21 protein-coding genes are annotated in these 24316 nt (G+C 70.6%); 5 read left to right on the top strand and 16 right to left on the bottom strand.

The genetic code is table 11. The features are described from left to right. Positions 1 to 258 precede the first annotated feature (258 nt). The 10 genes from ACTJJP_RS16710 to ACTJJP_RS16665 form a co-directional block, all read right to left on the bottom strand. The gene (locus tag ACTJJP_RS16710; protein WP_440776114.1) at positions 259 to 1038 is read right to left on the bottom strand and encodes a creatininase family protein; all 780 of its coding nucleotides are present in this window, start codon (positions 1036 to 1038) and stop codon (positions 259 to 261) included. Next, the gene (locus ACTJJP_RS16705) at positions 1035 to 2366 is read right to left on the bottom strand and encodes an FAD-binding oxidoreductase (protein ID WP_440776113.1); all 1332 of its coding nucleotides are present in this window, start codon (positions 2364 to 2366) and stop codon (positions 1035 to 1037) included. Before ACTJJP_RS16705 ends, ACTJJP_RS16710 begins: the two co-directional genes overlap by 4 nt. A 497-nt stretch (positions 2367 to 2863) precedes the next feature. Beyond that, positions 2864 to 4039, bottom strand: a complete 1176-nt coding sequence (locus tag ACTJJP_RS16700) for an ABC transporter substrate-binding protein (protein ID WP_440776112.1) — start codon at positions 4037 to 4039, stop codon at positions 2864 to 2866. A 153-nt stretch (positions 4040 to 4192) separates the two neighbouring features. Further along, on the bottom strand, positions 4193 to 5083 hold the full coding sequence (locus ACTJJP_RS16695) for an ABC transporter permease (RefSeq protein WP_440776111.1): 891 nt from the start codon (positions 5081 to 5083) through the stop codon (positions 4193 to 4195). Continuing rightward, entirely contained in the window at positions 5080 to 5856 is a 777-nt protein-coding gene (locus ACTJJP_RS16690) for an ABC transporter ATP-binding protein (RefSeq protein ID WP_440776110.1), read from the bottom strand. The genes ACTJJP_RS16695 and ACTJJP_RS16690 overlap by 4 nt, the downstream gene beginning before the upstream one ends. 29 nt (positions 5857 to 5885) lie before the next feature. Further along, positions 5886 to 7154, bottom strand: coding sequence for an amidohydrolase family protein (locus ACTJJP_RS16685; RefSeq protein WP_440776109.1), 1269 nt, complete (start codon positions 7152 to 7154; stop codon positions 5886 to 5888). Positions 7155 to 7426: 272 nt separating this feature from the next. Beyond that, positions 7427 to 8278 carry a carbohydrate ABC transporter permease gene (locus ACTJJP_RS16680; RefSeq protein WP_440776108.1) on the bottom strand — a complete coding sequence of 284 codons (852 nt, stop codon included), beginning with the start codon at positions 8276 to 8278 and terminating at the stop codon, positions 7427 to 7429. Then, positions 8275 to 9144, bottom strand: coding sequence for a carbohydrate ABC transporter permease (locus ACTJJP_RS16675; protein ID WP_440776107.1), 870 nt, complete (start codon positions 9142 to 9144; stop codon positions 8275 to 8277). The genes ACTJJP_RS16680 and ACTJJP_RS16675 overlap by 4 nt, the downstream gene beginning before the upstream one ends. 176 nt (positions 9145 to 9320) lie before the next feature. Beyond that, positions 9321 to 10646 (bottom strand): sugar ABC transporter substrate-binding protein, encoded by a 1326-nt coding sequence (locus ACTJJP_RS16670; RefSeq protein ID WP_440776106.1) that lies wholly within the window; start codon positions 10644 to 10646, stop codon positions 9321 to 9323. Positions 10647 to 10758: 112 nt separating this feature from the next. After that, positions 10759 to 11736, bottom strand: a complete 978-nt coding sequence (locus tag ACTJJP_RS16665; RefSeq protein ID WP_440776105.1) for a glycosyl hydrolase family 32 — start codon at positions 11734 to 11736, stop codon at positions 10759 to 10761. A 193-nt stretch (positions 11737 to 11929) separates the two neighbouring features. Here ACTJJP_RS16665 and ACTJJP_RS16660 point away from each other — a divergent pair, with 193 nt between their 5' ends. Continuing rightward, on the top strand, positions 11930 to 13006 hold the full coding sequence (locus ACTJJP_RS16660; RefSeq protein WP_440776104.1) for a LacI family DNA-binding transcriptional regulator: 1077 nt from the start codon (positions 11930 to 11932) through the stop codon (positions 13004 to 13006). A 40-nt stretch (positions 13007 to 13046) separates the two neighbouring features. Here the strand turns inward: ACTJJP_RS16660 and ACTJJP_RS16655 are convergent, their stop codons facing one another. The 4 genes from ACTJJP_RS16655 to ACTJJP_RS16640 are packed head-to-tail and all read right to left on the bottom strand — an operon-like array spanning position 13047 to position 16919. Next, positions 13047 to 13994, bottom strand: coding sequence for a PDR/VanB family oxidoreductase (locus ACTJJP_RS16655; RefSeq protein WP_440776103.1), 948 nt, complete (start codon positions 13992 to 13994; stop codon positions 13047 to 13049). Next, the gene (locus ACTJJP_RS16650; protein ID WP_440776102.1) at positions 13991 to 14623 is read right to left on the bottom strand and encodes a helix-turn-helix domain-containing protein; all 633 of its coding nucleotides are present in this window, start codon (positions 14621 to 14623) and stop codon (positions 13991 to 13993) included. Before ACTJJP_RS16650 ends, ACTJJP_RS16655 begins: the two co-directional genes overlap by 4 nt. Next, positions 14620 to 15933 (bottom strand): amidohydrolase family protein, encoded by a 1314-nt coding sequence (locus ACTJJP_RS16645; RefSeq protein ID WP_440776101.1) that lies wholly within the window; start codon positions 15931 to 15933, stop codon positions 14620 to 14622. The genes ACTJJP_RS16650 and ACTJJP_RS16645 overlap by 4 nt, the downstream gene beginning before the upstream one ends. After that, positions 15930 to 16919, bottom strand: a complete 990-nt coding sequence (locus ACTJJP_RS16640) for an XdhC family protein (RefSeq protein WP_440776100.1) — start codon at positions 16917 to 16919, stop codon at positions 15930 to 15932. Before ACTJJP_RS16640 ends, ACTJJP_RS16645 begins: the two co-directional genes overlap by 4 nt. A gap of 51 nt (positions 16920 to 16970) precedes the next feature. Between ACTJJP_RS16640 and ACTJJP_RS16635 the strand changes: the two genes are divergently transcribed. After that, the gene (locus tag ACTJJP_RS16635; RefSeq protein WP_440776099.1) at positions 16971 to 17540 is read left to right on the top strand and encodes a nucleotidyltransferase family protein; all 570 of its coding nucleotides are present in this window, start codon (positions 16971 to 16973) and stop codon (positions 17538 to 17540) included. Between the two features lie 75 nt (positions 17541 to 17615). Here the strand turns inward: ACTJJP_RS16635 and ACTJJP_RS16630 are convergent, their stop codons facing one another. Further along, complete coding sequence (locus tag ACTJJP_RS16630; protein WP_440776098.1) at positions 17616 to 18719, bottom strand: glycosyltransferase family 4 protein; 1104 nt, start codon at positions 18717 to 18719, stop codon at positions 17616 to 17618. 295 nt (positions 18720 to 19014) lie between these two features. Between ACTJJP_RS16630 and ACTJJP_RS16625 the strand changes: the two genes are divergently transcribed. Both ACTJJP_RS16625 and ACTJJP_RS16620 read left to right on the top strand, forming a co-directional pair. Continuing rightward, entirely contained in the window at positions 19015 to 20241 is a 1227-nt protein-coding gene (locus ACTJJP_RS16625; RefSeq protein WP_440776097.1) for a glycosyltransferase, read from the top strand. Then, a complete protein-coding gene (locus ACTJJP_RS16620; RefSeq protein WP_440776096.1) occupies positions 20238 to 21245 on the top strand; it encodes a glycosyltransferase family 2 protein in 1008 nt (335 codons plus the stop codon). The genes ACTJJP_RS16625 and ACTJJP_RS16620 overlap by 4 nt, the downstream gene beginning before the upstream one ends. On the opposite strand, the gene ACTJJP_RS16615 is transcribed toward ACTJJP_RS16620, so the two are convergent. Then, positions 21232 to 22611: a hypothetical protein gene (locus ACTJJP_RS16615; RefSeq protein ID WP_440776095.1), complete on the bottom strand. Its 1380-nt coding sequence runs from the start codon at positions 22609 to 22611 to the stop codon at positions 21232 to 21234. The two genes, ACTJJP_RS16620 and ACTJJP_RS16615, sit on opposite strands and share 14 nt — an antisense overlap. A gap of 150 nt (positions 22612 to 22761) precedes the next feature. On the opposite strand from ACTJJP_RS16615, the gene ACTJJP_RS16610 reads away from it, so the two are divergent. Further along, positions 22762 to 24270 (top strand): lipopolysaccharide biosynthesis protein, encoded by a 1509-nt coding sequence (locus ACTJJP_RS16610; RefSeq protein ID WP_440776094.1) that lies wholly within the window; start codon positions 22762 to 22764, stop codon positions 24268 to 24270. Positions 24271 to 24316 lie beyond the last annotated feature (46 nt).

Raw genomic sequence — 24316 nt, 5'->3', positions numbered from 1 at the left:
TCGATTCGAGGCTCCACGCGCGGTGCCGGTCGGAACTCCTGTGTCGTGGTCTGGCAGCCGCCGCGTCGAGCAGGGGAACGGCAGCGGACGCCCCCGTCCTTTCCGCGGCGATCGACCATCGCGCCCGCGCGACACAACGCAGGAGGTCCGAGCATGTAACCCCGGATACGGACGACATGGGGTACCGCGGGGCAGCGGAACTCCTGCGTCGTGTCCCGCGGGGGCCCGATGGCCCCTCTCCCCGCAACGGAACGAGGATCACGCGGTGTAGTCGAATCGGCTGATCTCCTCGAGTGCTTCGACGACGAACGACACGCTCTGCTCGAAGAGCTCCGCACCGTGCGCGGCGTTCGCACCCGTCGGGTCGCCGAGCACCCCGGTCGGCCCGAAGTCGTTCGAGAGCCACCCGAAGGTCACGGGCTTGCCGTTGAATCCGATGTGCCGGAAGTCGCCGATGTGCGCCGGAACGGTGGCCTCGAACTGCGTCGCGTCGACCAGCTCGGGACGCAGGTGCATGATCATGCTCGTCTCGCCGTGCCCGGCGTGGATGCCGGTGCCGTGCTCGTCCGGACCCCCGTCGGTGCCGTCGAACGAGGGCACGCGCGCGGCGGGCATGAAGAACGTGCGCAGCCCGAAGCGGCGGCGCAGCTCGCGGTTGGCGACGTTCAGCAGCGCGACGTTTCCGCCGTGGCCGTTCAAGAAGACGAGCGTCCGCGCGCGGGTGGTGAGGATCGACCGGCCGATGTCGACGACGGTCTGCAGCATGGTCTCGGGGGTGAGCCACAGCGTGCCCGGCGCCCACGAGTGCTCGTCCGACTTCGTGATCGACAGGGTCGGCAGCTGCCAGACGTCCAGCCCCTGCGCGGCGGCGCGCGCGACGGCGGCGGTCGCGGAGGCCTCGGCGACGATGGCATCCGTGGCCAGGGGCAGGTGCGGACCGTGGTGCTCGATCGCGCCCGTGGGGAGCACGAGGATCGAGTCCTCGGTGAGGGCTTCGGCTGCGGCGGGGCCGCTGAGCTCGGCCAGAAGACGGGTCATGAGATGATCGCTCCCTTGCGCGCGCCGGTGTAGTCGGGGTTGAGCTTGCCGGGGTTCAACAGGCCGTTCGGGTCGGTCAGGGCCGCGGTCTCGGCGGTCTGCTCGACGTTGAAGTCGACGTTCCACTGGTGCGGGTTGTGCACGCCCACCCCGATCGCGTTGAGCTCGGCGATGCCGCGGTACACGTGCTCTTCGCTGACGTAGGGCGCGGCGAGCATGCCGATCGGGAATGCCTTCGTCGACTCGATGTGCAGGTGCGAGCCCGGGAACACCGACTCGACGGCGTCGATGTCGTCGGCCAGCGGGGCGCCTGCGACCTCGAGGTGGAACACCTCGTGCGGCTGGCTCTTCTGATACCACTCGATGGGGTGGTTGTAGCTCAGCATCGACAGGCGGATGCTGGCCTGCGGCCCCTCGCGCACGGCCTCGACCCGGCCGCCGGCGCCCTCGATGATCGCGGTCACGGTGTCGATCTGGCCGGCGTCCAGGATGACGCGCAGGCTCGACCGGCCCTCGGGGATGGCGTCGTCGGCGGGGAGGGATGCCGAGATCTCGGGCCCGTCGCCCGACACCAGGCGCGGGGCGGGCTCGAGGTTGCCGATGGTCTGCACCACCGAGAGGGTGCCGGCGAAGTCGGGGAAGCTCGCCCACAGACCGCGCCATTCGCGGAGCGGCTCGAGCCGCACGGTCGCCCGCACGATGACGCCCGCGGTGCCGTAGTTGTGCACGTACTTCTGGGCCTCGTCGCCCTCGACATGATGGATCTCGGCGCTGCCGTCGGCGTGCACGACGTCGAGGGCGGCGACGAAACCGCGGTCGTTGGAGCCGTGCTCGATCGAGCCGGTGCCGCCGGAGCCCCCGGAGAGGAAGCCGCCGATCGTCGACTGCGCGGTCGAGGGGTACATCCACAGCGCTTGGCCCGCGGCCCACGCGGCCTGCTCGAGCAGCACCATCGGGATGCCGGCTTCGGCGGTGATGAAGCCGTCGCCCACCTCGATGATGGCCTTGGCGCGGGTGGTGTCGATGACGAGACCGCCCTGCATCGGGATTCCCTGGCCGTAGTTGCCGGTGCCCTTGCCGCGCACGGTGATGGGGACTCCGTGGCGGGATGCCGCGGCCACGGCCGTGGCGATCTGCTCGGCGTTCGCGGCGAAGACGACGAGGTCGGCGAGGCCGAGGGGAAGCTGGGCGGCGATGATCGGCGACATCGGCGAGCCGTCGACGCTGGCGCGCTCGCGCACGCGCGGTTCGGCGCTGACGGCGGCGGGGCCCAGCAGGTCGAGGAGTTCGTCCTCGAGGGAGAGGACGCGGGTGGCGGTGTCGCTCATGGGGTGTGTCTCCGGGTGGAACGGGTGGGGGAGGGATGCCGTGGGGGCGGGGGTGGCTGAGCTTGTCGAAGCCACCGGGGGTGTCGTGGTGCGGAGGTGGCTGAGCTTGTCGAAGCCACCGGGGTGTCGTGGGTTCCGGTCCCTTCGACGGGCTCAGGGACCTGGGTCTTGCGGGGTGTCGCGGGGTTCCGGTCCCTTCGACGGGCTCAGGGACCTGGGTCTTGCGGGGTGTCGTGGGTTCCGGTCCCTTCGACGGGCTCGGGGACCTGGGTCTTGCGGGGTGTCGCGGGTTCTGGTCCCTTCGACGGGCTCGGGGACCTGGGTCTTGCGGGGTGTCGTGGGCCCCGGTCAACGACAGGCTCGGGGACCTGGGTGTGGCGGAGGTGGCTGAGCCTGTCGAAGCCACCGGGGGTGTCGCGGGTTCCGGTCCCTTCGACAAGCTCAGGGACCTCGGTTCAGCGGGGCTCGGGCCGNACGAGGCGGACCGGGCCGTCGGGTCAGAACGAGATGCTCGTGTCGATGAACTCGTTCGTGTACAGGTCGGCCGGCGTGTAGCCGTCCGCGGGCGGGGTGCCGAGGTCGGTGTAGACCTTGCCCGCCTTGTCGAAGAAGTCCGCGAAGCGGTCGTCGTCGAAGTTGCCGTAGGTGGAGTCCGTGCCGTTTCCGACCAGGCCCAGGTCGACCTGCGTCTTGACGGAGTAGTCGGCCACGCCCTGCGTGTAGGTCCAACCGGTGGCGTACTGGTCGACGAGGTCGAGGATGAGGGCGTTGGCCGCCGACGGGTCCTCGTAGTAGGCGACGCCGGCCTTCTGCAGCACGGGCACGAGCTTCGTCAGGCACGGCGACAGCTCGTCGAAGTCGGCGGCCTTCACCGATACCGACGACTGATACGTCTGCCATCCCGCGTCGTGGATCAGGGCGAAGTCGACGGGCTTGCCCCACGCCGAGACCTCGTTCTGGTACACGTACGGCTCGGCCGAGGCGAAGCCCTGCTGCATGTCCTTGCCGCCGGCGGCGACGAAGTTCGACGGGGTGCCGTCGTACGAGCCGTCGAGGATCGACGCGTCGGCGAGGCCGGCGCTCTTGAGGTACTCGATGTACGCCGAACCGTCGAAGTAGCGCCACACCCCGCCGTTGGCGGAGAGGGCGGACTTGACGTCATCCACCGTCTTGACGTCGGGGTAGGTGGTCGGGTCCCACATGACCATCGTGGGGCTGATGTCGAGCGGGGCGAAGACGGCCTTCGTGGGGGTCGTGTCCGAGAGCTGGATCGCCTCGTCGGTGCTGATGTAGCCGAGGGTGATCGCGTCGTCCTGGTACATCTGCGCCGAGACGGTCTGGAAGCCGATGGCGGGACCACCGGCGCGGATCTCGAGGTTCACTCCGGTGAACTCGCCGTCCGACATGAGGGGCCCGGTGACCGCCTTCGTGTTGGCGTCGATCGTGTAGTCGTCCTTGATCATCTCGTAGAGGTGACCGTGCTCGGCTTCGGGGTTCCAGTCGGTCTGGATGACGACGGTGGCGGGGCAGTCGGCCGACAGGTCGACCGAGCCGATCTCCATGTCGGCGGTGGGGGCGGTCTCCGCGGCGCTGCCGGCGCAGGAGGTGAGGGTGAGGGCGATCGCGACGGCGCCGGTGACGGCGGTGCCGCGGACGAGGGTGGAGCGCTGCATGCTGGTTCGCTTTCTGTGACGGGGGTGGAGCTCTCGGGTGCGGGTGTTTTCGGGTACGCCGGATGCCGCCGCGGTGCGTGCGCGGCATACGGAGGGGGGTGACCCGGATGCCGCCGCGTGCGGGCGCGGCATCCGGAAGGGGAGCGGTGCGGGTCAGAGGGTGCTGTCGTACCAGCGGCCGACGGCCACCTTCGACAGCCATCCGAAGAAGGCGAAGATCGCCACTCCGAGAAGGCACGCGGCGAGGATGGCCGCGAACAGCTCGGCGCTCTGGAGGCGCGATTGGTAGTTGGCGATGAGCGAACCGATGCCCGGCTCACCGCGACGGAAGAAGTAGTCGCCGACGATCGCGCCGATGACCGAGAGGCCTGCGGAGGTGCGCATGCCGACGAAGATCGAGGGCAGTGCGGCGGGGAGGGTGAGCTTGGTGAGAACCGTCCACTTGTTTGCCTTCTGCAGGCGGAAGAGTTCGCGCTGCGACTTGTCGACCGACTGCAGGCCGAACAGCGTGTTCGACACCATGGGGAAGAGGGCGATGAGCACGCAGACGATGACGCGGGCGAGGAATTCGTAGCCGAACCAGAAGCCGACCAGCGGCACGAGCGCGAGGATCGGGATGCACTGCAGCATCACGGCGTAGGCGTACGTGGAGCGCTCGACCCAGCGCGCGAGCGACATCGCGATGGCCCAGCCGATGCCGAGCACCATGGCCACGAACAGGCCGGTGAGGGCGACGCCGGTGGTGCGGAAGAGCGCGATCCAGATGTCGGCGCCCACCTGCGGGTCGAAGAACCCGAGCGTGAACATCTCGTGCGGCATGGGCATGAGGAAGCCCTTACCCGAGGCGCTCAGACCGATCGAGATGGCGTACCAGACACCGAGGAGCACGACGAGCACCGCGAGCGGCGGGCCGATGACGGCGGCGCGAGCGCCGAACCCGCCTCGACCTGTCGTCGTTCGCGCGCGCGGCGGGGTGGGCGGGGGAGTGGATGCCGTGGGCTCGGACGACAGGACGGCGACCGGCTCTGCTGACGTGGTGCTCATGAGTGTCCTTCCCGAAGGGCGTGGGAGACCTCGCCGACGAGCTTCGCGTACTCGGCCGTGTAACGGATCTCGGGGTCGCGGGGCATGTCGAAGGGGATCTCGAAGGTGTCGACGAGGTGACCGGGGCGCCCCGACATCACGACGACCTTGGTGGAGAGGTAGATGGCCTCGGATACCGAGTGGGTGATGAACAGGCCGCCGAACTTCTGCGCGACGAAGATCTTGATGAGCTCGTCGTTCAGGCGCTCGCGGGTGATCTCGTCGAGAGCGCCGAACGGCTCGTCGAACAGGAAGAGCTCGGGGTCGAGCGTGAGGGAGCGGGCGAGTGAGGCGCGCATCTTCATGCCGCCCGACATCTGCTTGGGCAGGTGCTTCTCGAATCCGTTGAGCCCGACGAGGTCGATGGCCCACTGCGCCTTGGGTGTGCGCACACGCTTGGGCTGCCAGTTGAGTTCGGCGAGGAGTTCGACGTTGGACTGCACGTCGCGCCAGGGCAGGAGCGTTGCGTCCTGGAAGACGTAGCCGATGCGGTCGGTGTTGACGGTGGCGACGCCCTCGCTCGCGGTCTCGAGTCCCGAGGCGATGCGCAGGAGGGTCGACTTGCCGCATCCGGAGGGGCCGACGACGCTGACGAACTCGCCGCGGTTGACGACGAGGTCGACGCCGGAGAGAGCGGTGGTGCCGTTGGGGAACGTCAGGGCGACGTTGCGGAAGTCCAGGATCGGCGCGGTGGGATCCGCGACGGTCACCGGGGCGGGAGAGGCCAAGGTCACGGGGGCGCTCACTTTCCGTAGGGGGCGGGTTACGGCGCCGTCGCGGGTGCGGCGGAGCGGGTGGGGACGGGGAGGGCGACGGATGCCGCGGTCTCGGTCGAGACGGTCGTGCGGCTGACGAGCCGGCCGCGGTGGATCACGACGCGGTCGGCGCTGGCGAAGGCGACGGCCTCCCCGAGGGAGTCCGCCTTGATCGCGACGAGGTCGGCGCGGGCTCCGGCGACCGGGCCGGCGAGGGGGAGGCCCATCACGTCGCGGGCGCCGACGGTGACGGCATCCATGGCGTCATCCGGGGCGAGGTGTCCGGCGCTGACGAGGAGGGAGGCGGTCTCGAGATGGTCGCAGCGTCCGACGGGGTTGAAGGGGTCGCGCACGTTGTCGGCGCCGGCGGCGACGCGCACCCCGGCGGCCTTGAGGCGGCCGATCGGGGCGATGCCGCGGGGGATCCCGCGATCGACGCCCCACCCCTGCAGGTACAGGTTCGTGATCGGCAGGGCGACGATACCGATGTCCGCGGTGCGGATGCCGTCGGCGAGGGCGTCGAGCTGGGTCTCGGCCATCATGCTCAGCCGCACGCAGTGGCCCGCCGTGCGGGGCCGGTTCCAGCCCGTGACGGCGGCGGCGTAGGCGGCGAGGGTGTCGAAGCCTTCGAGGCTCTCGTCGGTGTGCAGGTCGAGCCCCACGTCGCGGCGACGGGCGAGGGCGATGAGGCGCTCGAGGTCGGCGATCGGGTCGTCGGCGAGGTGCGGGGCGCCGCCGACCAGGTCGACACCGGCGTCGAGGGCCGCCTCGAACACCTCGTCGGGCACGGTCGGGCCGCCGAGGGCGACGAGCTCGATGTCCATGAGACCGGCGAGCTCGGCGCGCAGGCGCACGAGGGCACGGACACCCGTGAGGGCGTCGTCGCCGCGGAGCAGGTCGACGTGCGTGCGCACCGCGGTGATCCCGGATGCCAGCATGCGCAATGCCGTCGAGCGGGCCCGACGCAACGTGTCGTCCTCGTCGAGGGTCACGGCGTAGGCGTGCCAGCTGTCGATGGCGCGTTCGAGATCGCCGAACGGGGGCTGGATGGCATCCCAGGACTGCGATTTGTCGAGGTGCGCGTGGGGTTCCGCGCCGGCGGCGGTGACGAAATAGCCGGTGAGGTCGAGCGTCTCGCCGTCGGTCTCAGGGAGGGGGCTTCCCTCGGGCACGACCGCCAGCACCTCGTCGCCGTCGAGCGCGATGTCGACGAGGTCGCCGGAGGCGAGGCGCACACCTCGCAGGGCGGCGATCGAGACGGGTGGAACGGCGGACACGAGGGCCTCCGGGTGGCGAGCAGTCAGGCGTCGAGACGGGAACCACGACGACGGGGCGAGCCGCAGGGGGCGGCTGCGTCAGTGTTGGTGTGACCAACATCCGGCGATGCTCCGATGCTAGGAACCCTGCGTTTCCGCTGTATTTCTCCCGCGTGACCCTCGTGACAAAGTTCGCCCCGCCCGCGTCTCGATCGGCGCCGCGCCGCGAGCGCCGCCCCCTCAGGCGTGCGTGTGCGCGCGCGGGATCACCCGTTCCGCAGCTCGGCCGTCGGTCACCCCTTGACCGCGGAGCCGGCGACCGACTGGACGAAGTAGCGCTGGAAGAGGAGGAACACGATCAGCACGGGCAGGACGAGCAGCGTGCCGAAAGCGAACGTCTGTCCCCAGTCGACGGGCACGCGTGCGGAGAACACGCTCATCTGCAGGGGCAGGGGGCGGACGCTCGGATCGCTGGTCACCAGCGACGGCCAGAGGTACTGCCCCCAGGAGCTGAGGAAGGTCAGGATCGCGACGGTGGCGAAGACGGGCTGGGAGTTGGGAACGACGATCCGGAAGAACGTGCCCCAGGCGCCCAGACCGTCCAGCCGCGCCGCTTCTTCGACGCTCTTGGGGAGGTTGAGGAAGAACGTGTAGAAGAGGAACACGCTGAACGCGTTGGCGATGAAGGGGATCATCTGCACCAGCAGGGTGTCCCGCTGACCTTGCATGAGCGCCATGAGAGGGATCGCGACGGATTCGAACGGCACGATCACGAGCAGGATGATGAGGAGGAAGACCTTGTCGCGTCCCACCCACTCGAGCCGCGAGAACGCGTAGCCGGCGAGGGAGTTCACCACGAGGCCGCCGACGACGACCACGACCGAGATGGCGACGGAGTTGAACATGAACTGCCAGAAGTACCCGGAGGCGTCGGAGCTCAGCGCCTGGAACACCGCCGCGTAGTTGTCGAAGGAGAGGTTGGTGGGGAGGAACCCGGCGAAGCCGTCCAGCACCTCGGCGGAGGGCTTCAGGCTGCCCACGAGCAGGTAGTAGATCGGGGCGAACATGAGGATCGCGGCGACGGCCATGAGGGCGTAGTCGCGGATGTTCGTGGCGATGCGACGCGAACGGGGGGTGGAGGTCATGACTCGCTCCTTTGGCGAAGCAGACGACGCTGCACGAGGGTGATGAGCACGATGATGAGGAACAGCACCACTGAGATCGCGGACGCGCGACCGAGGTTGTTCTCCGAGAAGATCGCGTTGGTCGCGGTGTACAGCAACGTCTGCGTCGCATCCTCGTTCGCCCCGGCGGTGCGGATCAGGATGTAGACCTGGTCGTAGACGCGGAACGCCAGGATCGTGGTGAGCAGGGTCACGAAGATCAGGGTGTTGCGGATGCCGGGGACGGTGACGTGGCGGAACTGCTGCCATCCGTTGGCCCGGTCCAGGCGGGCCGCTTCGTAGCGTTCCTCGGGGATCTCCTGCAGCGCGGCGAGGATGATCACCATCTGGAAGCCGACGCCCTGCCAGATCGACAGCAGGATCACCGACCCCAGGGCGGTGGCGGAGGAGCCCAACCAGTCCTGCGCGGGGACGAGTCCACCCGTGATCAGCGAGACGGAGGCGTTGAGGAGTCCGTCTTCGCCGCGGTCGAGGATCAGGCGCCAGATGACGGCGACCAGGGCCATCGGGAAGACGACCGGCATGAAGAAGAAGGTGCGGAAGAACTTCACGCCGCGGAGCCGCCGGTTCAGGAGCACGGCGAGCACGAGAGCGAGCCCGGTCTGGACGGGGATGACGACGACGGCGAAGACGAGGTTGTTCAGCAGCGAGCGCAGGAACGTGCCCGAGAGGATCGGGTCGGTGAACAGGCGGATGTAGTGCGTGAATCCCCAGAATCGCGGGTCGCGCGCCAGGTCGGCCTGCACGTTGAAGAGCGAGAGCACGATCGCGGCGACGAAGGGGATGCCGACGAAGACGATGAGACCGATGACGGCGGGGGCGACCATGACGACCCCGTCGCGGGTGTCTCGCCATCGGAACCGACGAGGGCGGGGGTGGGGGAGCGGCCCTGCGGGGGGTATCGCCGTTGATACGGGGGTGACCATGATGCTGCCCTTCTTGCGTTCGGAGGGTGTGGGGGTGCGCGCGGCGGAGCGCGCACCCCCGCGGTGGGTGAGGCGACTTACTGCTGGTATCCGTCGTTGTCGGCGAAGTTCTGGTCGATGGTGGTCGCGGCGTCCTGGAGGGCCTTCAGAGGCGCGGACCCTCCCCACACGGACGAGAGCGCGCTGGCGAACTGGGAGGTGACGGTGGGGTATCCGGCGGTGATGGGTCGGTAGACCGCCACGCAGCCGTCGGTGATGGCATCCGATGCGCACGAGTTCGCCAGCTGCTCGCCGAAGAGGGCCAGGGGGCCGCCCTCCTTGTAGAGGGGGTCGGCGGCGAAGGCGGACGCGGTGGCGGGCGGTGCGCCGTTGGCCTGCGTCATCGCGGTGACGTTGTCGTCGTTGAGCAGGTAGTCCAGGAACGCGCCCGCGGCGCTGCCGTCGTCGGTACCCGCTCCGATGCCCCAGGTCAGCGAGCCGGCTCCGGCCTTGGGCCCGTTGCCGAAGTCGGGCAGAGGCATGACCAGCAGGTCGTCGCCGAGGGCCTCGCTGTACGCGGGGTAGTTCCAGTGCCCGCCGACGCCCAGGGCCACGCGGCCATCGGGGAAGGCGTTCCCGTCGGCGTTCGAGTCCACGAACGGCTTCCATGCCGCGACGTCCGTCAGGGCCGCGACGCTCGCCTCGGAGTCCAGGGCTCCGGCGGCGGCATCGTCCGTCAGGAGGTTGCCGCCCGCGGACCACACGAACGGCGCGAAGGCGTAGGTCCCCCATTCGCCGGCGAGACCGGCCTCGTTCAGGTCGAGTGCCTTGCCGGACGGGCTCGCCGCGGACAGCACGGCGAGGGCGTCGGCGAACTCGTCCGAGGTCCACGCGGTGTCGATCGACGTCGGATACGTGACCCCCGCGGCATCCAGGAGCGACTTGTTGCCGTACAGGCCCATGGCGGAGTCGAACTGCGCGAGCGCGTAGAGCTCCCCACCGGAGGTTCCCTCGGAGATGGATCCGGGGGTGGCGTTGTCGATCGTCTCCTGCGAGACGTACTCGCTGATCGGGGTGATCTTGCCGTTGTACGCGAAGCTCGCCAGGGTCGGTCCGTCGATCTGGAGGACGTCGGGCAGCTGGTCCTTCGGGGTGCTGGTGATCGTCGTCGTGTACGTGTCGCCGGCGATCAGACGCAGGCTCGCGGTGATGTCGGACTGCGACGAGTTGAAGCCGTCGACGGCGGCCTGCAGCGCCGCGTTCTCGCTGTCCTGACCCTGCAGGGCCCAGATGTCGATCTCGCCCGCGCCGTCGCCGGCGGAGCCGTCGCTTCCGCCGCCGGCGCACGCGGTGAGCAGGACCGCGCCGGTGGCGAGTGCGGTGGCGGCGACCATGCCGCGACGCGTCATTCGAGTGATGTTCATCGTTCTCCTTGATGTGGATATCCGTCGTTGGACACGGGGTGCAGGCGGGGGAAGCGGTAAAGCATCGCGTGCACGCCTGCGGTGCGCGCGACAAGTGGGGAGGAGGGGGTGGTCAGGAGCGAGCCGTCGCGACCTCATGCAGCTCGATCTCGCCCTGCGGCGAGATGGAGAACGGGATGGGGTCGGAGATCGCGCTGCGGAAGCCCTCGGGGGTGCGGTCGTTGTGGAACGCCAGCAGCGCCCAGCTCCCGTCGCGGCGTTGGACCAGGCGGCCGGAGTACAGCGACTCCGACGTCAGAGGTCGTGCCTGCGACAAGTCGAACGGTCCGGTGGGCGAGTCGACGAGCATCGCCCACGTGCCGACGTTCGGGTGGTCGATCGCGCGAGCGGTGGTGGTCGCGTCGGCCGAGCAAGAGAACAGCAGCACCCATCGGTCGCCGACCCGGGCGACCTGCAATACCTCGACGTGCGCGAAGCCGGCGCCGGGCAGCGACAGCGGAGGGCGCACCTCCCAGGTCGAGAGGTCGGTGCTGACCGCGTGCCCGACGACGCCGCGATCGTCCAGGTCCCCGTGGTCGGCGCGCGCGGTGACGAGCATATGGAACCCGTCGCCGGCGGGGTCGGCGAACACCCAGGGGTCCCGCCAGGCCTCCTCCTTCCACGGGGAGGTGCCCCACGTCTCGTACCAGCGCGCGTCCGCGGACGTCACCGGGCCGGGCTGCTTGGTCCACGTCGACAGGTCGACGGACGTCGCCACGCCGACGGTCTCGATGTTCGCCATGTGGGGTTCGTCGGACAGGAATCGGGTACCGGTGTAGAACATCCGCCAGATCCCGTCGGGGCCCTGCAGGACGTTTCCCGTCCAGGTGGCCGTCTCGTCGAACGCCCCGGTGGGCCCGACCGAGAAGGGGGCCTCCCGCAGCTCCCAACGGACAAGGTCCGTCGACACAGCGTGACCGATCCGTGCGGCGCGGTGTCGGCGGGACTCGTCGCCCAGGGACGTCGGTGCGTGGAGGAAGAACAGGTGGTGCTCGGTCCCGTCGTCGGCGAGCCAGAAATCCCACACCCACGACCCGTCGAGGCTCAGCATCGGGGGCACCCGCGTCCGTTCGCAGTTCCGCTTCGCGGTGTGGTGAGTGACACGGGCATCCTTCGGCGTTGAGGGTGGAGAGCGTGCTAACACGCTTGACTAGTGAAGTTAGGCGCTTTAGCAAACCGTGTCAAGCGCTTTAGCAAGCGGATCGATAGGCTGGGCGCGGCAACGGTGACGAGAAGGTGCGGACGTGGGACAGAAGCGTGTGACGATGGCCGATGTCGCGCGCCTCGCGGGGGTCTCCACGACGGCGGTGTCGCTGATCATGAACGACCGGCAGGGCACGCGACTGTCCGCCGATGCCGCCGCTCGCGTGCGTGCCGCGGCTGACACGCTGGGCTATCGCCCCAACCTCACCGCTCGTGCGCTGAGCACACAGAAGTCGCACGTGATCGGGTTCATCTCCGACCAGGTCACGACCGACCGCCTCGCGAGCGGGCTGATCCGCGGGGCGCTGAGAGAAGCCAAGAAACACGGCCACGTCCTCTTCATCGCCGAGACCGACGGCGAAGACGGAGCGGTCGACGGAGCGATAGAGGCTCTTCTGGACCGACAGGTCGACGGCATCATCTACGCCGCGACGAGGCCGCATGCCCTCTCGGTGCCCGAACTCGTCGGTGTCACGCCCGTCGTGATGCTCAACGCGACCGCGGAGGGCGCTCGAGGGGTGGTGCTGGCCGACGAGTACCAGGGCGCGCGCGACATCGTGACGCTCCTGCTCGACGCGGGCCACACGACGGACGTCGTCATCCTGGGGCGATCCCTCGACCAACCCGACGACGAGTGGCTCACCGTCGCGGTGCAGCGACGACTCGACGGGATCTGGGACGCACTGCGCTCACACGATGTCGTTCCCATGGCCCAGATCCCCGTCCAGCCCTGGTCGATGATCAACGGCTACCGGTCCGTCCGGGCTCTGATCGACGACGGATCGGTGCCGGCCGCGCTCATCTGCCTGAACGATCGTCTGGCGTTCGGCGCCTATCGCGCGCTGGGGGAAGCGGGCCTTCGCGTGGGACGCGACGTCGCGGTCGTCTCCTTCGATGACGACGACATCGCCGTCTACCTCGACCCGATGTTGACGACGGCCGCCGCGCCGTTCGAAGAGATGGGTGCCGCCGCGGTGCGCCTGCTGCTGGCGGGGGCCCAGCCCGAGCAGGAGCATCTCGTCCCGGTCCCGTTGCGCGTGCGCGGATCCGTCGACGTGCCCCCGGATCTCGCGCGAACGTTCGAGACGAGCCCCAGCGAACCCGACTGGGTCCGCTGATCGAACACCGGCGTCGTCATGGCGACCCGCGTAACGCGTCCTACAGCTCGAGCGTGATCCGCTCGCACGCGGCCCGCGAGACGCACACCATCATGGTGCGGTTCGCTGCCTGCTCCTCGGGCGAGAGCACCGAGTCGCGGTGCTCGACCTCGCCGTCGACGATCGCGACCTCGCAGGTGCCGCACGTGCCCACGCGGCAGCTGGAGGGCACGATCGCCCCCGCCTCCTCGATCACGTCGAGCACCGAGCGCTCGGGTGGGACGGTGACGGTCACCCCCGAGAGCATCAGGTCGACCTCGAACGGCTCCGTCCACACCGGGGGTCCCAGCACCTTCGCCTCGAACCGTTCGACGTGCAGGCTGCCGCCGGGCCAGGTCGCCATGGCATCCTCCAGCGCCTCGAGCAGACGCGCCGGTCCGCACGAGTAGACGACGGTGCGCGCGACCGGCGCGGCGAAGCGGGCGGCCAGGTCGAGGCGGCGTCCCTCGTCCGCGGCGTACACCTCGACCCGCTCGCCGTACCGCTCGGCCAGCTCGTCGGCGAAGGCCATGGTGCGGCGCGAGCGCCCGGCGTATAGCAGCGTCCAGGCCGCCCCCGCCGCCTCGGCCGCCTCGATCATCGGCAGGATCGGCGTGATGCCGATGCCGCCCGCGACGAAGACGTACGACCGGCCGGCTGTGGGCGCGAACAGGAAGTGATTGGCGGGCCCGCGCACGCGCAGCGACGCTCCCTCGACGGCGTTCTCGTGCAGCCAGACCGATCCCTCGCGCTCGCGCAGCACGCCGATCCGCCACGTGCCCCGCTCCGCGATCGGGCCGCACAGCGAGTACTGCCGCTCGAGACCGTCGGGCAGCACGACGTCGATGTGGGCACCGGGCGACCAGTGCGGCAGCGTGCCCGCGGTGCGCTCGAGGTCGAGCAGGACGATGCCGTCGGCGGCATCCCGTCTCGCGCGCACCACGACGTCGAACGTCACGCCGCCGCTCACGCGCCGGCCCCCGCCTGGTCGTCCGCGCCGCCGCCGTGCACGAGGTCTTTCACGATGAGCAGGCGGTAGGTCGACCCGTCGGGCGAGTGCCACCGGTGCGGCGTGCCCGAACGGCAGTAGACCGAGTCGCCGACGTGCAGCGTGCGCTCGCCGTAGACGCCGAACGAGATGATGACGGACCCCTCGAGCACGGTGAGGAACTCGTCCTCCTCGTGCACGTAGTGGTCGCCCGGCGCCGCGTTCGAGCCGGTGAATTCGAGCGGCTCGAACCGCCGCGCACCGGTGGCGAGCAGGCGTGCCGTGCCTTCGGCGTAAGGGCCGATCACGCCCTCGTCGGCGGCGACGAACGAGGGCTGCGCGTCCTGGTCGGTGCGCGGGGGTTCGGATGCCGCGATGAGCTCGACGCGGCTCGTGCCGAGCGCCCGTGCCAGACGTTCCAGGCTCGCCATGCTTGGGCGCGCGAGGCCGCGCTCGAGCTGGCTCAGGAACGGGTGCGACAGCGTGGCCGCCTCGGCGAGCTGGGTGAGGGTCAGGCCGCGCGCCTTGCGGAGGCCCCGCAGGTGCGCGCCGAGCAGTTCCTCGCCGGTGGGAGCGTCGTCGACGTCGATCGCGGGGGCCATGGTGGTCATCGTCGCACTCTCTCGAACAGCTGGGCGACGATCTCTTCTTCGTCGGCGGTGGTGAGTCGGCCCTCGTCGACGACGATGCGTCCGTCGACGACGACCGTGCGGGGTCGGCGCCCGGGGGCGGCCCACAGGAGCCCCGCGACCGGGTCGGCGACCCCTGCGTCGACGACTCCGGAAACGTCCCAGATGCACAGGTCGGCGGCCGAGCCGGGGGTCAGGCGCCCGAGCTCGGGTCGGCCGAGGCCGTCGGCGGAGCCCGCGGTGGCCATGCCGAGCACCTCGGATGCCGGCAGCTGCGGTCCGACGAGCGCGGAGACCTGCATCGCCAGACGTGCGTCGGCCAGCAGATGCCCCGCGTCGTTGCTGCCCCCGCCGCTCGTGCCCAGGCCCACGGCGAGTCCCGCGTCGAGGAGGCGCCGCACGGGTGCGACCCCCCATCCCATCGGCACGTCGCAGCCGGGAGCATGGGTGGCGGTGACACCGGATGCCGCGAGGCGGGCGATCTCGTCGTCGGTGACGGCGCACAGGTGGGCGAGGGTGACGTCGGGGGCGAGCCACCCCCACTCATCGAGCAGGTCGATGGGGCGGGAGCCGTAGCGCTCGAGGGCGATGTCGACGTCGACGACCTCGTTCGCCTGCGTGCGTCGGCGCAGGCCGTGCATCGCCGCGACCTCGCCCAGCAGCTCGAACGTCTCGCGCGGATCGCTGTGCACTCCCGCGGGGCCGACGGCGACCTGCAGCATCCCGTCGGCGGAGACACCGCCGCGGACGCCGGGGAGGAGAGCGCGCACGATGGCGTCGGCCGAGGCGGCCGCCTCCTGGGGGTCGTCGCGTGCGGCACCCCTCACGAACACCAGGCGTGCACCGAGCCCGACCGCCGCGCCCGCCGCAGCCCGGGCCATGCCGACGGTGTCCGAGCCGCTCGGCCACGTGAGGTGGTGGTCGGCGACGGTGGTCACTCCGCTCAGCAGCGCCTCGGCGAGACCGGCGCGTGCGGCGAGGCCCGTGAGCTCCGGGTCGACACCGGCGGAGGAGTACGCCGCCGCCATCGCGGGCAGCCACTCCCGCATGGGGATGCCGCGGGTGCCCGGCAACGTGCGGAACGCGGTCTGCAGCAGGTGGTGGTGTGCGTTGACGAGTCCGGCGGTGACGACGCACCCCGTGGCATCCACCTCCGTCGCCCCCGTGTGGTCGACCCCGACGAGGTCGGTGCTGTCGACGATCGTCCCGTCGACGCAGACGACGTCACCGGTGCGCACGCGCCCGCTACCCTCGACGACGGCCGCGGCGCCGCGCACGATGAGAACGCTCACGCGGTCCTCACCGCGCACGAGAGAGAGGCGTCGTCGGGGGCGGCGGCGTGTATCCCGGCGCTGTGCAGCCGGGCCCCGTTCACCTCTCGGAGCGGACGGGCGTCGGCGGCGTTGCGGGATGCCACGATCTCGGCAATCACCGACAGGGCCGTCTCCTCGGCCGATGCTCCCCCCAGGTCGAGGCCGAGGGGCGAGTGCAGTCGCGACAGCTCGGCCTCGCTCACCCCCGCGGCTCGAAGCAGTGTCGCGCGGCGCGCGACGGTGGCGCGCGCGCCCATCGCGCCGACGAAACCGACCGGCAGGCGCAGCGCCGCGCGCAGTGCGGGCACGTCGAGGCGCTCGTCATGGGTCAATACGCACACCGCGGTGCGGGCGTCGGGGGAGGGAAGCCGCGTGAGGAACTCGTGGGGGGCGGCGACGACGAGCTCGACGGCCTCGGGGAAACGGTCCGGTGTCACCAGGAGGGCCCAGTCGTCGCAGACGGTCACCGCGAATCCGGCCGCGGAGCCCAGCCGGCACAGCGCCGCGGCGTGCTCGCCGGCGCCGAGGATGACCAGTCGCGGAGCCGCCGGGCGGTGCAGGTCGAGTCCGTCGCCGTCGAGGTCGAGGTGCAGCGTCGCTTCCGCGCCGGCACGTGCGTCCGCCAGCGCCGGGAGCACCGCGGCCGGATCGATGGGGTAGGCGACGACGTCGACCGCCCCGCCGCACGCGAGTCCCGCGGAGATCGGGGTGACGGTGCCGTCGTCGGTGAACCCGAAGCGCGCGCGGCGCACCTGACCGGTGCGCAGGGCGTCGAGTCCGAGCATGACGGCGTCGCTCTCGACGCACCCGCCCGAGATCGAGCCGATGACTCGCGCGTCGCGCGTGACGGCGAGCGTGGCGCCGACCCCGCGCGGAGCGCTGCGCACCACACCGGTCACCGTCACCGCCGCGACGGGGACGCCCGCCTCGAGCAGTGGCACCAGGTCGGCGGCCAGATCGAGCATGCCTCCGACCGTAGTCGGGGTGTGTTTCGCGCGCGCTACGCTGTCGTCACCATGCCGGCTGCCCCCTCCGCTCCCCCCTGCGGACTCGTGCTGGCCGCGGGTGCGGGTCGCCGCTTCGGCGGTCCCAAGGCCCTCGCCCGCACCCCCGCCGGCACCCCCTGGATCGCGCTCGCCGTGCAGGCTCTCCGCGCGGGCGGCTGCGAGCGGATCCGCGTGACGCTCGGCGCCGCCGCCGACGAGGCGCTTCCGCTCGTTCCCGCCGGGGTGAGCGTCGTCCGCGTCCCCGACTGGCGGACGGGGGTCGCGGCGTCGGTGCGCGCGGGCCTGGTGTCGGCGGCATCCGGGTCCGCGTCCGCCGTCGTCGTGCTGCCGGTCGACACCCCGGATGCCCCGCCCTCGGCCGTCGCGCGGCTGGTCCGTCGCGCCGCACCGGACGCGCTCGCGTTCGCCGCGTACGACGGCTCGCCGGGGCATCCGGTGCTCATCGGGCGGGAGCACTGGAGCGCTGTCACGGCGTCCGTGCGCGGCGATGTCGGAGCGCGACCGTACCTCGTCGCCCAGGGTGCGGATGCCGTCGAGTGCGGCGACCTGTGGTCGGGGGCCGACCGCGACGAGCGCTGAGCGCGACGCGCGGACGCTCCGCGGGCGGGGGCCGCATTCACCCCCGCATTCACTCCCCTCCGACCGGTTCTCCGGTCAGCGTGCGAGCGCGTCCCGATACGCGTCCAGGGTGCGCTGCGCCATGAGGTGCCACGAGTACATCTCGGCCCGTCGATACCCGCGCGCGCGCAACCCCTCCGCCACCTCGGGGTCGGCCAACACGCGCGAGACGGCTGCCCCGATCTCCGCCCCCTCCGAGGGGTCGAAGTACACCGCGGCGTCGCCGTACACCTCCGGCAGGCAGGTCGCGTCGCTGCTGACCACCGGGCAGCCATGCCGCATGGCCTCGAGGCCGGGGAGCCCGAATCCCTCGTAGAACGAGGGGAACGCGTACACCGCCGCGTTCTCGTACAGCCATCTCAGCTGCCCGTCGGACACGAAGCCGGTGAAGTGCGTCGCCGCGCGCTCCCGGTCGCCGAGGTCGCGGATCAACCGCTGTCCGTCGTCGTCCACTTTTCCGGCGACCACGAGCCCGAGCGACTCGTCGGCGGCGCCGAGCGCCGTGACCGCGCGGATGAGAGCGGAGAGGTTCTTGTAGGGCACCTGCGTTCCGACGTACAGCACGAAGCGTCGGAACGGTACCTCCACGGGCGCCGGGGTCTCGGTGATCGCATCCGCCGCGGGGTAGGTCAGCGTCACCCCGCCCGCCGCGGCTCGGGTGTACTTCAGCAGATCGCGTCCCGAGTAGGCGCTGACGACGAGGTTGACGCGCGAGAGATGGGCGACGGCGGTGAAGGCGACGGCGCCGACGGCGCGTTTGGCGAGCGACACGACCGGATGCTTCTTGTGGTTCCGGATCTTCAGCAGCGTCATGTCGTGGAAGGTCGTGACCCGGGGACTGCCGAGGGAGAGCGGCTGCTGCGGCATCGCGAAGTGGACGAGATCGGGCTTCAGCGCGCGCAGTTCGCGCGAGAACGTCGTCTGTTCCCGCAGGGAGAAGTAGGGGGTGTCGGTGGCGGCCTTCGCGAAGAGCGGACTGCTCGGCTCCCAGTCGTCGTACTGCGCCCGCGGGAGCACGATCGTGTATCGGTGCTCGGTGTCGATGCGCTCGAGGTTCTCGACGAGCTTGCGCGTGTAGCGGCCGGTCGAGGTGAACATCGAACGGGCATCGATGACGATGTGCGGGCGTCGTGCATCCACGGGCTGGTCTCTTCTCGGTCGGGACGTCGCCGATTATGACCGTCTCGGTCGCGGCGGCTCCGCGCGACGTGGCCGTCGTCGTCACCCGTCGAGCGGGTGAAAGAACAGGTGAAGTGGTGGAGCCGCGCGTCGCGCAGAGGGTCGCTCGGGCGTGCGCCCCGTCTGAGAGCGGGCGACGCCGGGGGTGTCGCCCCCGACGGTGCGGCGACCGCCCCTGCCCGGCGCATTGATAGCTTCCCCGGGACGCCCGCCTGTCCGTGCGGGTCCGTCAGGCAGCCCCGTGCGAGGAGAAGACATGCGGATCGTCAGTCTGATGGCGCACGTCCCGTACCCGGGGATTCCCCACGCGGGCGGGCAGTACGTCCTCGCCCACCTCCGCGCGCTCCGCGAGCGGGGCCACACGGTCACGGTGATCGCCCCCGGCTGGCGGGGCAACGGCGACAACGCCCGGCTCCTCCGCGACGAGCTCGACGTGGAGGTCGTGGTGTGCGACCCGCTGTTCTCCGGCCGACTCGCCGAGTGGTGGGACACCCAGCAGATCCGCCTGTTCCCCGTGCGGCCGCCCCATCGCTTCCGCCAGGCGGTCCGACGCTCGCGTCCCGCGCAGACCGCCCTCGCCGACGGCGAACTGATCGAGGCGCAGTGGACCGAGATGGGCTGGCTCGCGCTGTCCGCCCGCCGCGCGCACTCTCGGGTGCGCCGCGTGGTCACGGCCCACGACGTCATCGCGCAGACCTACGAGCGCGTGTTCGCCACGACGCGGACACGGTCGCTGGCCCGCCTGCTCGGGATCTGGCGTCGATGGAGCGTCGCGCGCGACGAGGGACGGCTGTACCGCGAGATGGATGCCGTGATCGTCTTCAGCGCGAAGGACGCCCGCTACGTGCGCGAGCTGAGCGGGGGAGCCGCACCCGCCGTCGTGCTGCGGCCCCCGTTCGAGGGCGGTGCGGCCGACGAGCATCGCGTCCTGCCGGCCGGTCGTCCGACGGTCGTCTTCGTCGGGGCGTTCTTCCGCGAGGTCAACGCGCAGGCCGCGGAGTGGCTGATCGACGAGATCATCCCGCTCGTGCGCGAGAGGCGACCCGAGGTCCGATTCGTGCTGGCCGGCGCCGGCCCCACCGCGCGGATGGTCGCAGCGGCGGGGGCGGATCCTCTCCTCGAGGTGACGGGCGAGGTGCCCTCGCTGGAGCCGTCGTACGCGGCGGCGACGGCGGTCGTGGTTCCCCTGCGCATGGGTGCGGGGCTGAAGTTCAAGACGGTGGAGGCGATGATGCGCGGAATCCCGGTGGTGTCCACGACGGTGGGGGCGGAAGGACTGGTCGGCGAGGGCGATACATCGGGCCTCACGGTCGAAGACGACGCTGCCGGCATCGCGGACGCCCTCCTGCGCGTCCTCAACGATCCCGAGGCCGCATGGGATGATGCGCGCCGTTCGCGCGAGTGGGCTGTCTCGGCGTTCTCTTCGACGTCGTTCCCGGAGCGTCTCGAGAGCGCCCTCGTCGGACGGGGAGGCGGGCGATGACCGTGGACGCCCGCGTGGCGGTGGTCATCCCCACCTGGAACGGGCGCGACGATCTGCCCGCGTGCCTCGAATCGCTGCGGGGTCAGAGCGTTCCGGTCGAGATCGTCGTGGTCGAGAACGGATCGACGGATGGGTCCGTGGAGATGCTCCGCGAGTCTTATCCCGAGGTCACGTTGCTGGTGCAGCCGGTGAACCTCGGTTTCGCGGGCGGGGTGAACGTCGGGCTCCGGTACGCCCTGCACCGCGGCCACGACTTCGTCGCTCTGCTGAACAACGACGCGATCGCCAATCCGAGGTGGGTGGAGCACCTCGTCGATGAGATGACGCGCGACGAGCGCGTGGGGATGGTGGCGAGCAAGTTCGTGACCATCGACGGATCCCGACTCGACAGCACCGGCGAGTGCTACTCGATCTGGGGACTGCCCTTCCCGCGCGGCCGTGGCGAAGAGGATCTGGATGCCTACGACGCCCTGACCGAGTTGTTCGGCGCCAGCGGGGGGTCGACCCTGTACCGCGCCGACATGCTCCGCGACGTCGGTCTGTTCGACGAGGACTTCTTCGCGTACTTCGAAGACGTCGATCTGAGCTGGCGAGCGCGCCTGCGGGGGTGGCGTGTGGTTCTCGCGCCCGCGGCCGTCGCCTCTCACCGGATCGGCGCGACGAGCGGGCGCATTCCCGGGTTCACCACGTACCAGACGCTGAAGAACCTGTTCTGGGTCGTGGCCAAGAACGTCCCGCGCCGGTACCTGGCGACGGTCGTGCCGCGACTCGCGCTGGCCTACACGCTCACGTTCTGGCGGGCCGTCGTGCACGGGAACGGCGTCGTGGCCGTGAAGGGCGTCGTCGTCGCGGTGGCGAAGATGCCGAAGAAGCTCGGGCAACGGCGGGCGATCCAGCGGGGTCGCCGCATGGACGACGAGACGCTGCGGTCGCTGCTGACGTGGGATCTGCCCCCCGGCTCGACGAACCTCCGCCGTCTGAGGACGCTGGTCAGGCGCTTCTGAGGTCTCGACCCCGTCCGGACCGGCGCCGAGAGCGGTCCCGGAGCGCGGGTACTTCACCCCTCAGCTCACCCGAACGATCGGTGGGAGCCGGCGTCACGACGCGGCTCTGGGTCGCGATCACGAAGAGCGGCACGATCATCGACGCGAAGAGGGTGTCGGGAGCGTCGGTGCGCCAGGCCGTCTCGGTGATCGAGGCCGCCGCCAGCACGCACAGGAACGCCATCGCCGCGACATGCTGCCGATGCGGCAGGTGCGAGGCGATCCGTCCGGCGTTGAGCAGAACGAGCGCGATGAGCAGAACGAGGATGAGGCCCCCCGTGACGACGTAGTTCGTGAACACGTTGTGCCCGTGGCTGGCGGCGGTCGACAGTGCGGAGCTGAGCAGGTCGTAGTGATCCGTGAACCACGTGTGACCGAGTCCGACGATCCACTGCGTCCCGTGCAGCTGAGACAGGACGAACTGCCAGATCGCTCCGCGTTCGGTGTAGGCCTCGGGATCGGTGTTCGTGAGCGGGATGAGCGCGATGGCGGCGACGAGTCCGACCAGGAGAACGCTCAGGACCCGTCGAAGCGAGGCGCGCAGGAGGAGGTTCAGCAGCATCACCACGAGCCAGACCGCGGCGCCGAACAACGCCGTGCGCGAGGACGACCACATGATGGCGGCGAGGATGACACCGGCGGTCGCCCAGCGGAGATACCAGCGCGAGAACAGGTGGGTGAGCGGCAGGGCGAGCACGAGGAACAGCCCGTTCGAGTTGGGATGGCTGAAGACGCCCGCGAGCAGGGGCAGACCCGTGAGCGACTTGTCGGATGCGACGTCGAAGCTCTGCGGCATGTACATGAGCGCGGGTGCGGTGACGGTCATCGCCATCGACACAGCGGCGAGAGCCGCGGCCAGCAGGGCGTAGAGCTTCAGGTCGTCGACGTGTGTCTGCAGGGCCCAGAACGTCACGGCCACACCGATCGGAAGAACGATCAGCGGCGAGACGCGCCCGCCACGGGCGAACTCGTTCAGGATGATCCACAGCCAGGGCAGGATGAGGATCAGCACCGGCGCGAGGTCGTTGCGGAGGAAGACGAAGCGGAACACCAGCACGAGCACGGCCACGACGGCCGGCAGGTAGAAGGCCACGTTCGTCGCATCCACCACCGCCTGGGTGAGGGGCGTCTTCGCGCCCTCGACGGCGATGCGACGGCTCATCGTCAGCGTCTGTGCGACCGGGCCCGCCACGCAGGCGAGCCAGAACACCAGCAGGAGACCGTACGAGGCCGCGCGTGCCCCCGGGCTCCGCGTGCCGGCCGCGAGGCGAGGGAGGTCGCTGGTGCGCACCCGCGCGCGGGTACCGGCGACGGCTGGGGAAGTCATCCGCACAGGCTATGGGCGCTCCGCGACGGCGCCGCCGCGTCGTCGAGCCGCCCTCCTCGACGGGTACCGGGTGAAGTATCGGGCTCGTCCGGGCGGGTGGGGATCGATGAGACGGGATGCCCCCGCGAGCGCCGCCTAGGGTTCCGAACGATGCGTCGCGCGCGCGGCGCGATGGGAGGGGACGCCCACGTGCAGCCCGACGCATCCCCCGGCTCCCGCGCCCGGGGCGCGACCCTGTTGCTGTCGACGCAGTGGCTCCGTTACGTGTTGCAGATCGTCAACATCGTGGTGCTCGCCCGACTCATCGGGCCCGCTGACTTCGGAATCGTCAGCCTGGGGCTGGCGATCGTCGGCATCGCCTCGGTACTCGGCGACTTCGGCCTGAGCCTGGCGGCGCTGCGCGAGAAAGATCTGAGCCAGCAGCAGAAGAGCAACCTCCTGTGGCTGAACACGGCCATCGGCGCCGCGTTGGCGCTGATCGTGGCAGCGGCGGCCGTCCCCATCGCGCGCGCGTTCGACGACGACCGGCTCATCGCGGTGGTGCTGATCGCGGCGCCGGCTTACCTGTTCCGCGCCGCAGTCGTGCAGTTCCAGGTCGAGCTGAATCGCACCGACCGGTTCCGGCGTCTGGCGGCGTCCGAACTCGGCGGCGACGCCGTGGGCGTGGCGACGGCCGTCATCCTGGCGCTCGCCGGGTCGGGCTACGTGGCGCTCGCTCTGCAGGGGACCGTGGCCGGCGTCGTCTCGCTCGCCTGGGCCGGCGTGGCCGCCGGGTGGCGTCCGAGCCCGCCGCGCAGGGCCCCGATGCGGCGCCTGCTCGTCTTCGGTGTGTCGACGCTCGGCACGCACGCCGCGCACTACGTCACGACGAACGTCGACACCATCGTCATGGGCGCCTGGTACTCCGCGGCCACGGTCGGTTTCTACAGCCGCGCCTATCAGCTGGTGATGCTCCCCCTTCAGCAGGTCGCGGCCCCCCTCACCCGCATCCTCCTTCCGCGCCTGGCAGCGGTCGCCGACGATCTCGACGAACTCAACGACGCTCTGGTCCGCGCGCAGCGTCTGGTCAGTCACGCCCTCCTCGCCGTCACCGGATTGCTGGTGGTCGGCGGCTCGCCGCTGATCGAGATCGTCCTCGGAGTCGACTGGGTGCCGGCGATGCAGTATCTGCCCGTCTTGGCCGCCGGCACCGTCTTCCAGACGATCGCGTACGGCTACTACTGGGGCTTCGCGGCTCGCGGGCGTTCGGGTGCGCTGTTCTTCTCCGAGATCGTCGGCCGCGTGCCGATGGTGCTGCTGATCCTGTTATGGGCGCCGGTGGCGCCAGTGGGGGTCGCGTGGGGAGTGGTCGCCGGTCAGGTGCTCATCTGGGCGTCGGGGACGTTCGTCTTCGCGCCGCGGGCGGGGCTGCGTGTCCGCGAGCTTCTTCTCACCGCCATCGTGCCCGTCACGGTGAGCGGTCTGGCGACCCTCGGATCGTGGGGACTCGACACCGCGGTGCTGAACACCCTGCCCCCGCTCATCCGCCTGCCCGCCGTCGCCGCGGCCTGGGCACTGCTGGCCGTCGGATTGCTGGCCGTGTGCGGTCGCCGCGACGCACGGCTGATGACCGAGACCCTCCGTTCGATGCGGCCTCGTCGCCGGTCCACGGCGGACTGAGCCGTCCGCGGACGCGGACCGCTCGTGCGGCGGACGCCGACCCCGG

Source organism: Microbacterium sp. 22296 (genome assembly GCF_052045385.1).
Lineage (GTDB): Bacteria > Actinomycetota > Actinomycetes > Actinomycetales > Microbacteriaceae > Microbacterium.
Note: the sequence above shows the minus strand (reverse complement) of the source record. Positions and strands in the feature narration are given on the sequence as shown.